Annotated in this window: 14 protein-coding genes; 6 read left to right on the forward strand and 8 right to left on the reverse strand. The window is 55.2% G+C overall.

From position 1 onward, the window contains the following. Positions 1-2 precede the first annotated feature (2 nt). A complete protein-coding gene (locus AC0TOY_RS22750; RefSeq protein WP_045908446.1) occupies positions 3-548 on the forward strand; it encodes a TetR/AcrR family transcriptional regulator in 546 nt (181 codons plus the stop codon). Here the strand turns inward: AC0TOY_RS22750 and AC0TOY_RS22755 are convergent. The 7 genes from AC0TOY_RS22755 to AC0TOY_RS22785 all read right to left on the reverse strand — a co-directional run bounded on the left by AC0TOY_RS22755 (position 545) and on the right by AC0TOY_RS22785 (position 7,450). After that, entirely contained in the window at positions 545-1,315 is a 771-nt protein-coding gene (locus AC0TOY_RS22755) for an SDR family NAD(P)-dependent oxidoreductase (protein WP_473722604.1), read from the reverse strand. The two genes, AC0TOY_RS22750 and AC0TOY_RS22755, sit on opposite strands and share 4 nt — an antisense overlap. Before the next feature lie 117 nt (positions 1,316-1,432). Next, entirely contained in the window at positions 1,433-1,864 is a 432-nt protein-coding gene (arsC, locus tag AC0TOY_RS22760; RefSeq protein ID WP_473722606.1) for a glutaredoxin-dependent arsenate reductase, read from the reverse strand. A gap of 12 nt (positions 1,865-1,876) precedes the next feature. Beyond that, positions 1,877-3,166: an arsenic transporter gene (locus AC0TOY_RS22765; RefSeq protein ID WP_473722608.1), complete on the reverse strand. Its 1,290-nt coding sequence runs from the start codon at positions 3,164-3,166 to the stop codon at positions 1,877-1,879. Positions 3,167-3,206: 40 nt separating this feature from the next. Further along, a complete protein-coding gene (locus AC0TOY_RS22770) occupies positions 3,207-3,527 on the reverse strand; it encodes a metalloregulator ArsR/SmtB family transcription factor (RefSeq protein ID WP_473722609.1) in 321 nt (106 codons plus the stop codon). Between the two features lie 223 nt (positions 3,528-3,750). Beyond that, positions 3,751-4,230 (reverse strand): Hcp family type VI secretion system effector, encoded by a 480-nt coding sequence (locus AC0TOY_RS22775; RefSeq protein WP_061715679.1) that lies wholly within the window; start codon positions 4,228-4,230, stop codon positions 3,751-3,753. Between the two features lie 221 nt (positions 4,231-4,451). Then, on the reverse strand, positions 4,452-5,159 hold the full coding sequence (locus AC0TOY_RS22780; RefSeq protein WP_061715677.1) for a hypothetical protein: 708 nt from the start codon (positions 5,157-5,159) through the stop codon (positions 4,452-4,454). Positions 5,160-5,764: 605 nt separating this feature from the next. Beyond that, positions 5,765-7,450, reverse strand: coding sequence for an aspartate:alanine antiporter (locus tag AC0TOY_RS22785; RefSeq protein ID WP_014169303.1), 1,686 nt, complete (start codon positions 7,448-7,450; stop codon positions 5,765-5,767). 273 nt (positions 7,451-7,723) lie between these two features. Here AC0TOY_RS22785 and AC0TOY_RS22790 point away from each other — a divergent pair, with 273 nt between their 5' ends. Then, positions 7,724-8,098, forward strand: a complete 375-nt coding sequence (locus tag AC0TOY_RS22790) for an inner membrane protein YbjM (protein WP_121425695.1) — start codon at positions 7,724-7,726, stop codon at positions 8,096-8,098. A 30-nt stretch (positions 8,099-8,128) separates the two neighbouring features. On the opposite strand, the gene AC0TOY_RS22795 is transcribed toward AC0TOY_RS22790, so the two are convergent. Further along, positions 8,129-8,398: a GrxA family glutaredoxin gene (locus AC0TOY_RS22795; protein ID WP_006809455.1), complete on the reverse strand. Its 270-nt coding sequence runs from the start codon at positions 8,396-8,398 to the stop codon at positions 8,129-8,131. A 184-nt stretch (positions 8,399-8,582) separates the two neighbouring features. Between AC0TOY_RS22795 and nfsA the strand changes: the two genes are divergently transcribed. The 4 genes from nfsA to potF all read left to right on the forward strand — a co-directional run bounded on the left by nfsA (position 8,583) and on the right by potF (position 12,281). Then, a complete protein-coding gene (gene nfsA, locus AC0TOY_RS22800; protein WP_024907858.1) occupies positions 8,583-9,305 on the forward strand; it encodes a nitroreductase NfsA in 723 nt (240 codons plus the stop codon). 69 nt (positions 9,306-9,374) lie between these two features. Further along, complete coding sequence (rimK, locus tag AC0TOY_RS22805) at positions 9,375-10,277, forward strand: 30S ribosomal protein S6--L-glutamate ligase (protein ID WP_048990925.1); 903 nt, start codon at positions 9,375-9,377, stop codon at positions 10,275-10,277. 63 nt (positions 10,278-10,340) lie between these two features. Continuing rightward, positions 10,341-10,817 (forward strand): YbjN domain-containing protein, encoded by a 477-nt coding sequence (locus AC0TOY_RS22810; RefSeq protein ID WP_003858385.1) that lies wholly within the window; start codon positions 10,341-10,343, stop codon positions 10,815-10,817. A 351-nt stretch (positions 10,818-11,168) separates the two neighbouring features. Further along, complete coding sequence (gene potF, locus AC0TOY_RS22815; protein ID WP_024907856.1) at positions 11,169-12,281, forward strand: spermidine/putrescine ABC transporter substrate-binding protein PotF; 1,113 nt, start codon at positions 11,169-11,171, stop codon at positions 12,279-12,281. The last annotated feature ends 25 nt before the right edge of the window (positions 12,282-12,306 follow it).

Here is a 12,306-nt window from a genome sequence, read left to right on the forward strand (position 1 = left end):
TTATGAGCAGACCACCAAACGATCCGCATCGCCGGGAGAAGATCCTGCAGGCAACGCTCGATACCATTGCCGAGCACGGGATCCACGCCGTCACGCACCGTAAAATCGCTACCTGCGCGGGCGTGCCGCTGGGGTCGATGACCTACTATTTCGACGGCATGGAGCCGCTGCTGGAGGAGGCCTTCACGTGGTTTACCCGCCAGATGTCGCAGCAGTACCGGGATTTCTTTGCCGGCGTCACCGGGCCGGAGATGGCGTGCGAATCCATCACTACCCTGATCCACAGCTCGCAGGTGACCACGCCGCACAACATGGCGCTGATGTACCAGCTCTACGCCTTTATGCACCGCAGCGCGGCGCTCAAAACGGTGATGCAGGACTGGATGAAGATGAGCCAGACCACGCTGGAGCAGTGGTTCGACCCGGTCACCACCCGCGCGCTGGATGCGTTTATCGAAGGGATGACGCTGCACTATGTCACTGACCGGACGCCCTTAACCCGCGAAGAGATCCGGGCCATGGTGGGCAGGATTGCGGGCGAGAGCTAGGTTGCACCGGCGGTCATATTGACTGTGGTTCCCGTGATGGCGCTGGCCGCATCTGAAGCCAAAAACGCAATCGTGTCTGCTACCTGCGCCAGCGTCGGCAGGCGATGCGTCAGGGTGCTTTGCGCGGCGCCGCCGAGAAACTGCCCGACCGTTATCCCCATCGCCTGCGCCTTGGCGGCGAAAATGGCCCCCACATACGAACCCGCCTGCACCGCGTCGGCTATTGCGTGCGAACGCAGACACAGCACACGAATATTTTGAGTCCCCAGCTCAGCCGCAAGCGCCCGGGTCAAGGCTTCCGTTCCCGCGCAGCCGACGATATGTCCGAGGTGGCCCGCCATCGTCATGTTTGCGGCGGGGGCGACGACGGTAATTATGGTCCCGCCATGCTCGCCGCCCATGCGGGATGACACGGCTTTCGCAATGTTAAAGTACGCGGCCAGGAAAGGGTCGAAGCCCTGACGGAATTCGCCGAGCGTTAATGCCTCAAGACGTTTGCCCTGATCGTGCATAAAGCCCGTGGCGTTGACGACGATATCAATGCGGGCAAGGTCGGGGAGCAGCGAGGACTCCTCAAGCGCATCGAAAATAAACGTGCTGGCAGAACCGCCCGCTGCGCGAATACGGCTGGCGACCTGCTCCAGCCTGGTGTGGCCACGTGCGGCGAGGTATACATCCGCTCCTTCACGCGCCAGAGCGTGTGCCACTGAACTGCCGATGGCGCCGCTGCCGCCGAAGATGACGGCGGTTTTGTTTTTAAAGCCCATACCGCATACCCTCAACAGACTTAACCCTCAAAAGTATGTGCCGGGTTTCGGCTGATGCAACCTGGCCGTTGGGTGGGGCATGCGGTTGGCAGATCTTACCGTGCCATTATCAATGGGTTACTTTGGCAAGATTTTTTTCCCGCCGGCGTCTACGACGGCTTCGCCATCCTCTTTCGTAAACGCTCCTTTTTGCGCGTCCGGCAGAATATCGAGAACGACTTCAGACGGGCGGCACAGGCGGGTGCCCAGCGGCGTGACCACGATCGGACGGTTAATCAGAATCGGGTATTGCAGCATAAAATCGATAAGCTGGTCGTCGGTGAAGTTATCTTTGGCAAGGCCGAGCTGTTCATAGGGCTCCACGTTTTTACGCAGCAGGTCCCGCACCGAAATGCCCATCTCGGCAATCAGGGCGGTCAGCGTATCGCGCGACGGCGGGGTTTCCAGATAGAGGATAATCTCTGGCTCCGTGCCGCTGTTGCGGATCATCTCCAGCGTGTTGCGCGAGGTGCCGCAGGCGGGGTTGTGGTAAATGGTGATGTGGCTCATATCAGTGGCTCATTACAGTGTGAAGGAGAGACGTAGCGCCAGCGCGGCGAGCGTCACAAACAGGACCGGCAGCGTCATAATGATGCCCGTCCGGAAATAGTAGCCCCAGGTAATCGTCATGTTTTTCTGCGCCAGCACGTGGAGCCAGAGCAGGGTGGCGAGGCTGCCGATAGGCGTGATTTTCGGCCCCAGATCGCAGCCAATCACGTTGGCGTAAATCATCGCGTCCTTGATCAACCCAGTTGCCGTGCTGCCGTCAATGGAGAGCGCGCCAATCAGCACCGTGGGCATATTGTTCATTATGGAAGACAGGAACGCGGTGATGAACCCGGTTCCCAGCGTGGCGGCCCATAATCCGTGTCCGGCCAGGCTATTCAGTACACCTGAGAGATATTCCGTCAGCCCGGCATTGCGCAGGCCATACACCACCAGATACATCCCCAGCGAGAAGATGACGATTTGCCACGGTGCGCCGCGCAGCACTTTTCCGGTGTTTATTGCATGTCCGCGTTTTGCGACGGCGAACAAAATCAGCGCGCCGACGGTCGCAATGGCGCTGACCGGAATACCCAGAGGCTCCAGCACGAAGAAACCGACGAGCAGAAGCAGCAGGACGATCCAGCCCGTTCTGAACGTGGGGAGATCGTGAATGGCCCGCGCGGGTTCGCGGAGTTTTGCCAGGTCATATTCCGGCGGAATTTCCTTACGGAAGAAGAGATGCAGCATCACCAGCGTTGCGGCAATTGCGGCGATATCCACCGGGATCATCACCGAAGCATATTCGCTGAAACCCAGCTTAAAGAAGTCTGCCGAGACGATGTTGACCAGGTTCGACACAATCAGCGGCAGGCTGGCGGTATCGGCGATAAAACCTGCCGCCATCACAAACGCCAGCGTGGCCTGCTTGCTGAACCCTAGCGCCAGCAGCATGGCGATAACGATAGGCGTCAGGATCAGCGCCGCACCGTCATTGGCAAACAGCGCCGCGACGGCTGCGCCCAGCAGCACGATATACGTAAACAGCAATCGCCCGCGACCGTTTCCCCAGCGGGCAACGTGCAGCGCCGCCCACTCGAAAAAGCCGGACTCATCCAGCAGCAGGCTGATGATGATGACGGCAATGAACGTTGCCGTGGCGTTCCAGACGATATTCCACACGACCGGAATATCGTTTACGTGGATCACGCCGCTGATCAGCGCCAGCACGGCGCCGATGGTCGCGCTCCAGCCGATACTCAGTCCTTTGGGTTGCCAGATGACCAGTACCAGCGTAAACAGAAAAATAGCCCCTGCCAGAAACATTGTTTACTCCGTTATATCTGTTTTTGTGAATGTGTTTGGGTTAGCACGAGCCTGGAAGTCGGTTTATCAGCTTCAGACGCGTCTCTTCCCGCAGGCAGTTCCAGCTGGTGTCGATAACGGCTGCCGCCCATGCAGGCATGTTGGGAGAGAGACGGTAATGGACCCATTTGCCCTCGCGACGGTCGATCACCAGCCCGGACTCGCGGAGCAGGGCCATGTGGCGGGAGACCTTCGGCTGAGATTCGGCGGTGGCGGCGCAGAGATCGCAGACGCACAGCTCGCCTGCTTCACGGAGCAGCATGACGATGGCGAGCCGCGTTTCGTCGGAGAGGGTTTTGAAGAGCTGGAGTGGGTGGAGCATTCGGTCATCCTGAATGTCTTTTATTATATGCATTAAATCATATGTGTTTATGGCTGGCGAGAGAAGAGGAAAAAGCAGGAAGGATAGAAAAACTCATGGAGGGCTTGTAGAAGGTCAAAATAGTCTTTATGGCTTGCCCGGAGCAATCCTGACAGTCATGGGAACGAAACCGTCCCCTGGAACGGTTTCTTTTTATCTGCTCACTTTCAACACTCTTCTGCGCTCAGGCGCAACAGCGATCGTTCCAGGTGTCACGGTAAATGATATTCCCCTCCGTGTACTTCCATGAGATGGCTTCATAACGCAATTCGAGCGTTTCAAGATGGGTGCTGCTCATGCCGTTAGGGGTCAGGAAGGGTGCCACTGTCGTGAACTTAACGTTTTCCATAACGATATTGAAATATTCGGCCTCGATACCGGACTCCAGAATACGGTACATCTTAATAATCCCCTTCTTCATCACTCGCCCTTCGCACACGGCTCGGTAAAGAAGTGGGGTAGTCTGATCAAATTCTTTGACTATCGTAATAGGGCGATGGACGCGCGTGCCGGTGAGCTTGCCCCAGCTTGGGTCAACCGGAATGGTTACGCCATGGGAGAACGATTTCAGTTCTATGGAGCCATTACGGGTGGGCATCATGCAGCTACCAACAATTGGTGAGCCGTTCTCGTCCTCAAGCCAGAGATGTGCGGGTGTAGACATGTCATTTCCTTATTAGTAAACGTGAAGCTTTTATGGTCCTCAGTGCCATATCCAGTAAGCCAGCCCCAGTGTGACCAGGTAAAACAGGAGGATGAATCCCTGGCTAACCTCAGGGAAGTAAACGTCAAGGACATAGCCAAAAATGAACGCGAGGATGATGGGTATATAAGTCCAGAAGAAAAGCTGGGCCTGAGATTTGAGCCAGCGTCTTAGAAAGCCCATTAGTGCCTGCCCATGAGCTTCAGGATCGTGTCAGCAGCATCATAAGGGCTTTGACTATCAGTCCACTGTTGGGTTAGCACGCCTGCGCGCATAAACGCAGGCTCCACCAGGAAATACATCATCTCTAGCTCTCGCAGGTATAACGCTTGATAGTAGGCTGGATGCATCACTTGCAGGCGATGAGCGCTGTCAGCAGCTTTTTGCACAACCCCGTATACCCCCAGCCCGCCAATAGCCGCGCCCGTTAATCCTGAAACGACTTTTAACCCTGAGGGTGGAAGGGCCACATAGAGGCAAACAGTCGATGCGACGCCTGCAGAGAATGAATACGAGGTTAGCGTGCTGGTGGATATATAAACGTTAGCGCGCATTAGAGCATGCTGTATCGCTGATAATTCTGCCGGGGAATAATCCTTAACCAGCTCCTCAACGTACGTGTTGATTAGGTCAAAGACGATGTTCCAGCGAGAAACGAGATGGAATATGCCCTTTCGGAAGCGAGCGTCCTCCAGGTTTTGTCGGGTGCATACATCGTAATATTCATCAGTAAAGCAGGAAGTGTAGTACAGCAGGCGTTGGGCACCGGCACCTATATTACTCAGCTGGCTCTTTACTTCTTCACCTACCGCGCGTACCGCCTGGTCCAGCTTCATTGCCAGTATCTTTTGGCTCTGAAGCTGGCGGATGATCTCTTCAGAATGGTACATGCTTACTGACCTCGCACTTCAGTTCAATTGTGCGATCTTTTGCTTCATTCCCTAAGACCGGTATTGCTATTACTGAACCTGAAAACTGCATTCCTGTCCCCTCCATAGCGTTTCTATCCGCTCCAGCGTATGCCAGTAACTAATATGGAAGTTCAAAGCAGATCATGTTTATGAAAAGCAGGGGATTTTTAGGATAATGACCTGATATTTTTTAATCTAAATACGATTTATCGGGAGCTTTAAGTGCGAATCGATGAGTTCAATACTGAGTGGCGCGTTCCAAAATCCGAAAGAATTGCAGGAACAATTAGCTGGCTGATACAGACCCGCCGCTGGCTGGTTTTTTATTATCTGTTACAGCTATATAAAAGTTCTGCCGCGACGATGTCGCTATGCAGGGGAACCTGGAGGCATAAAGCATTAATTTACAGAGTGGTAATTTTCAGGCAACAAAAAACCCATCAACCTTGAACCAAAACGGCGGGGTTGATGGGCTCCACAAATTGGGGACATCAAAGAAAAGCAGTGGCACTAGTTATGACTGCCCCCTGATAAAAAAGTTCTGCGCGTAACAAAAATATTTTCACCACGCGCAAACTTAGGAGTTATCCGAGTCCGGGCCAGATGATGATAATCAGCGTACCCGCCAGCGTCAGCAGCACGTTAGCGATAGCGTACGTGCCCGCATAGCCCAGCGCCGGGATGTTGCTGCGCGCGGTATCGCTGATGATTTCCATGGCAGGCGCACAGGTACGCGCCCCCATCATCGCCCCGAAGAGCAGGGCGCGGTTCATGCGCAGCACGTAGGCACCGAACAGGAAACAGATAACGACCGGTACCAGGCTGACGATAAGTCCGGAAACCAACATCTGCCAGCCGACGGCACCGAGGCTGTGACCAATCCCGCTGCCCGCGCTTAAGCCGACGCCTGCCATAAAGACCATCAGACCGAACTCTTTCACCATGTTCAGCGCGCCCTGCGGAATATAGCCGAAGGTCGGGTGGTTGGCTCGCAGGAAGCCCAGCATGATCCCGGCGAACAGCAGACCGGCGGCGTTACCGATGCCGAAACTAAAGTTGCTGAACTGGAAGGTGATCATCCCGATCATCAGGCCAACGATAAAGAAGGCGCAGAAGGCCAGCAGGTCGGTGACCTGGCTGTGAATCGAGATAAAGCCGATGCGGTCGGCCACGGTTTTCACGCGGCGGGCGTCGCCGCTGACCTGCAGCACGTCGCCTTTGTTGAGCACCACGTTGTCGTCGATAGGCATCTCAATCTGGCTGCGGATCACGCGGTTGAGGAAGCAGCCGTGGTCGGTCAGCTTCAGCTGCGCCAGGCGGCGGCCAACGGCGTTATGGTTTTTCACCACGATCTCTTCGGTGACGATACGCATGTCGAGCAGGTCGCGGTCGAACACCTCTTTGCCGTTACGGAAGCTCGGGTCGAGACGGGCGTGGGCGTCCGGGTAACCCACCAGCGCGATGTCGTCACCCATCTGCAGCACCGCGTCGCCGTCCGGGTTCGCCAGAATGCCGTTGCGGCGGATACGTTCGATGTAGCAGCCCGTCTGGCGGTAAATCCCCAGCTCGCGCAGATTTTTGCCGTCAGCCCATGCCACCAGCTCTGGCCCGACGCGATAGGCGCGGATCACCGGGAGATAGACTTTACGTTTGGAATCGGTATCCAGACCGCGCTCGCGGGCGATTTGCTGGGCGCTGGTCTGCAGATCCTGGTGCTGCAGTTTTGGCAGATAGCGCGCGCCAACGATCAGGCTCACCAGACCAATCAGATAGGTCAGGGCATAGCCCAGGCTCAGGTGGTCGAGTGCGGTAGAAAGCTGTGCGCCGGCCATGCCGGAATGGCGTAGGGTATCACCGGCACCCACGAGCACGGGGGTGGAGGTCATGGAGCCTGCCAGCATACCGGCCGTTAACCCGATATCCCAGCCAAACAGTTTACCCAGCCCTAACGCGATCAGCAGCGCGCTGCCGACCATCACCAGCGCCAGCATCAGATAATTTTTGCCGTCGCGGAAGAAAATTGAAAAAAAGTTCGGTCCCGCTTCCACGCCAACACAAAAAATAAACAGCATAAAACCTAAGTTGAGCGCGTCCGTGTTAATGCTGAAGTGCTGCTGGCCTAATAATAAGGAGACGACTAAAACGCCAATGGAATTACCAAGTTGAACTGAACCCAGGCGCAATTTACCCAGGCAAAGGCCCAGCGCCAGTACCACAAATAATAACAGGATGTAATTCCCATTTAACAAGTCTGCGACGTTTATATTCACGGAGGCTAACTTCTTGTTTACCAGTAAGTTGTTGAATGAAAGGACTTTTTGGGCTACTGTTTTCTGGGTCAGGGAAAGGCGTTAACGCTCCCTGTTTCCTGCTTTATTCCCTAAAACATTAGCTGGCGTGTAGTTTAATCGCATTAGCTACTGACAGCTACTGATTATCGCATCACCCTGTGCGTACTTTGGCAAGGATTGCCGCATTGCTTTATCTGACTGGGCGTCTACCCGACGAAAGTGTATTTGATAGAGATAAGTCAGGAGGATAGTTTGAACATTAAACGAAACTGGGCGGGGGTGATCAGCTGCTTTTTGCTGTTCACCGTCGTGTGCATGTCGCTCGCTTTTAACGTGAAAGGGGCATTCAGGGCGTCGGGTCATCCGGAGCTGGGGCTGCTCTTTTTTACGCTGCCGGGTGCCGCAGCCAGTTTTCTCTCCCGTAAAGGGGAGGTGGCGAAACCGCTGCTGGGCGCCATACTGGCCGCACCGCTGTGTCTGCTGCTGATGCGCTTGCTGTATGTGTCGACGAGAAGTTTCTGGCAGGAGCTGGCGTGGTTGCTGAGCGGCGTCTTCTGGTGCGCCCTTGGCGCGCTGTGCTATTTGTTTGTGTGCAGTCTGATTAAGCATCGACGGCACCACAATTAAAAACGCCCTCAGGGTGAGGGCGTCTTAGCATTACTGAGCGGCAAACAGACCCAGATGTTCTTTGGCGTAAGCTTCAAAGTCAGTGCAGCCGCCGATGTGTTTCTGATCGAGGAAGATCTGCGGTACGGTTTCAACCGGCTTGCCGACGGTTTTTTCGAGATCCGCTTTGGTGATGCCTTCCGCGTGGATATCCACGTAGCGGAAGTTGAAGTCATCGCGCTCTTCGGTCAGTTTCTCAGCCAGCTCTTTCGCGCGCACACAGTAAGGGCACCCTGGACGACCAAAAATTACTGCAAACATTTCTCTCTCCTCAAAAAACAAGCCTGACGGCGAATAGGACATATAGTGCCCGATAACCTGCCGCCATTAAAGAAGGTTTCGCCTGTCGCTTTGATACAGTCAGGCTATGTTTCGCCAATTACATCGCGCAAATCATTGCCTATACTGGCTGCAATACGTATTAAGCACGACAAAGAGAGACAAGATGACACCCACGATTGACCTGCTCCGTTCCCACCGTTCCATTCGCCACTTCACCGATGAGCCGATTACCGAGGCGCAGCGTAACGCGATCATCGACAGCGCCAGGGCGACCTCGAGCTCGAGCTTCCTGCAGTGCACCTCCATTATCCGCATCACCGACCCGGCCATGCGTGAGCAACTGGTGACGCTGACCGGCGGGCAGAAGCATGTGGCGCAGGCAGCGGAGTTCTGGGTGTTCTGCGCCGACTTCAACCGTCATCTGCAGATCTGCCCTGAGGCCGAGCTGGGGCTGGCCGAACAGCTGCTGCTGGGCGTGGTGGATACCGCGCTGATGGCGCAAAACGCCTTCACGGCGGCGGAGTCGCTGGGGTTAGGCGGTGTCTACATCGGCGGCCTGCGCAATAACATCGAAAGCGTGACCGAGCTGCTGAAGCTGCCAAAACACGTGCTGCCGCTGTTCGGCCTGTGCCTCGGCTGGCCGGCGGATAACCCGGATCTGAAGCCGCGCATTCCTGCGGCGATGCTGGTGCATGAAAACCACTACCAGCCGGTCGATCAGGATGTCCTGAATCAATACGATGAAGAGCTGGCGAACTACTACATGACGCGCGGCAGCAATAACCGTCGTGATACCTGGACCGACCATATTCGTCGCACCATCATTAAAGAAAATCGCCCGTTTATTCTTGATTATCTGCACAAACAGGGCTGGGCGACGCGATAGTCCATTTATCCTGTGCCTGCCTGCGTATATGATACGCAGGCTTTTTCCATGTCTTGAGAGAGGTGCAGGGTGAAAATTGCCATATTGTCCCGGGATGGAACGCTCTATTCATGTAAGCGCCTGCGAGAAGCGGCGGCGAAACGCGGGCATCAGGTTGAGATCCTCGACCCGATGTCCTGCTACATGAACATCGACCCGGCCGCCTCGTCGATTCACTACAAAGGCCGCAAGCTGCCGCATTTTGATGCGGTCATCCCCCGCATCGGCTCCCAGATTACCTACTACGGCACCGCCGCGCTGCGCCAGTTCGAGATGCTGGGCAGCTATCCTCTCAACGAATCCGTTGCTATTTCCCGCGCCCGCGACAAGCTGCGCTCGCTGCAGCTCCTTGCTCGTCAGGGGATCGATCTCCCCGTCACGGGGATTGCCCATTCACCGGACGACACCAGCGATCTGATCGACATGGTGGGCGGCGCCCCTTTGGTGATCAAGCTGGTGGAAGGCACCCAGGGCATTGGCGTGGTGCTGGCGGAGACGCGTCAGGCAGCGGAGAGCGTGATTGACGCCTTCCGCGGGCTGAATGCCCATATTCTGGTGCAGGAGTATATTGAAGAGGCCAAAGGGCGCGACATCCGCTGCTTCGTCGTGGGAAACGAGGTGGTGGCAGCCATTGAGCGTCAGGCGAAAGAGGGCGACTTCCGCTCTAATCTTCACCGCGGCGGCGTCGCGCGTGTAGCCGATATCAGCGACCGCGAGCGGGAAATTGCGGTGAAAGCCGCGCAAACCCTGGGGCTGGACGTCGCAGGTGTAGACCTGCTGCGGGCGACGCGCGGGCCGCTGGTCATGGAGGTGAACGCCTCGCCCGGGCTGGAAGGCGTGGAAAAAACCACCGGGGTCGATATTGCGGGTAAAATGATCTCATGGATCGAGCGTCATGCCACTCCGGGTTACTGTCTGAAAACGGGTGGTTAAATGGATTACCGCGCGCTTTTTGAGTACCCTATGCGAAGTTTTTATTAAAGAGGCTGCATCGCGATGGATTTACAGGTCGTACCTACACTGGATACGTTACGTCAATGGCTTGATGATGCCGGAATTACGTTCTTCGAATGCGATTCCTGCCAGGCGCTGCATCTGCCTCATATGCAGAATTTCGACGGCATTTTTGATGCCAAAATCGATCTCATTAACGACGTGATCCTTTTCTCCGCGCTGGCCGAAGTGAAGCCGTCCGCGCTGCTGGCGCTGGCCTCCGACCTGTCGGCCATCAATGCCAGTTCTTTGACGGTGAAGGCATTTCTCGACATACAGGATGATAATCTGCCAAAACTGGTCGTTTGCCAGTCTTTATTCTCCGGGGCAGGGCTGTCGTTCAAGCAGTTCGCCTGGTTTATGCGCTTGAGCGAAGAGCAAATTTCGATGGTTATGATGGAAGCCAATGCACACCATCTGCTGTATAGCGCAGAAGATGATGCAGAGAATAATGATGCATCTCCCAATTTTCTTCACTAAGCCTGTCTGACTTTTGCGCAGTCGCTGCCATGGCGGCTGCAGAAGGCCATTTTTTCTGCTGCTTTTAACCTTTCTTTAAAGAATTATTCACCTCCCTGAAGGCCGTTTCGGCTTATCACGTAGACATAACCTGCATAAAAAATTGATAAAAGGCGTTTTTTCGTCTGGGCTATAGCCGGGGACACGGGCTACAGTTATTCTTGCGATGCTTAAAAAAGCGAGCGGAAACTGCCGGGTAAAGAGGTTTCTTTTTATTTTGGGCAGAGCGACAAACTATGCATGATTATTGCATATCTTCAGATTGCACAGTTTTAGTTCGTTTGTTAACGAGCTTTCAGAAGGAATAACACTATGATCGCCTTGAATAAAAAATGGTTATCGGGTCTGGTTGCGGGTGCTCTGATGGCCGTCTCTGCCGGCACGCTCGCTGCGGAACAAAAAACGCTGCACGTTTATAACTGGTCTGACTATATTGCGCCGGACACGGTGGCAAATTTTGAAAAAGAGACCGGCATTAAAGTGGTCTACGACGTGTTCGATTCCAACGAAGTGCTGGAAGGAAAACTGATGGCGGGCAGCACCGGGTTTGACCTCGTGGTGCCTTCCGCAAGCTTCCTGGAGCGTCAGCTGACGGCAGGCGTCTTCCAGCCGCTGGACAAGAGCAAGTTACCGAACTGGAAAAACCTCGATCCGGAAGTGCTGAAGCTGGTGGCTAAGCATGACCCGGACAACAAATACGCCATGCCTTACCTGTGGGCGACTACCGGTATCGGCTACAACGTTGATAAAGTCAAAGCGGTGCTGGGCCCGGACGTGAAGCTGGACAGCTGGGACGTGGTGCTGAAGCCGGAAAACCTTGAGAAGCTGAAAAGCTGCGGCGTCTCCTTCCTCGATGCGCCGGAAGAGATTTTCGCCACCGTGCTGAACTACCTGGGCAAAGACCCGAACAGCAGTAAAGCCGATGATTACACCGGTCCGGCGACCGATCTGCTGCTGAAGCTGCGTCCAAACATTCGTTACTTCCACTCGTCCCAGTACATTAACGACCTGGCGAACGGCGACATCTGCGTCGCGATCGGCTGGGCAGGGGACGTATGGCAGGCGGCTAACCGCGCGAAAGAGGCGAAAAACGGCGTGAACGTCTCTTACTTCATTCCGAAGGAGGGGGCGCTGGCCTTCTTTGACGTCTTCGCGATGCCGACTGACGCTAAAAATAAAGACGAAGCGTATCAGTTCCTCAACTACCTGATGCGTCCTGACGTGATCGCCCACATCAGCGACCACGTTTACTACGCGAACGGTAACAAGGCCTCCGTGCCGCTGGTGAGCGAAGAAATCCGCAATAACCCGGCTATCTATCCGCCAGCGGATGTGTTCGCCAAGCTCTTCACCCTGAAAGTACAGGATCCAAAAATCGACCGCGTGCGTACCCGCGCGTGGACCAAGGTGAAAAGCGGTAAATAAGTTACCGTGAGTCACAGGCCGGGCA

It is taken from the genome of Enterobacter sp. PL_is379 (genome assembly GCF_055817355.1).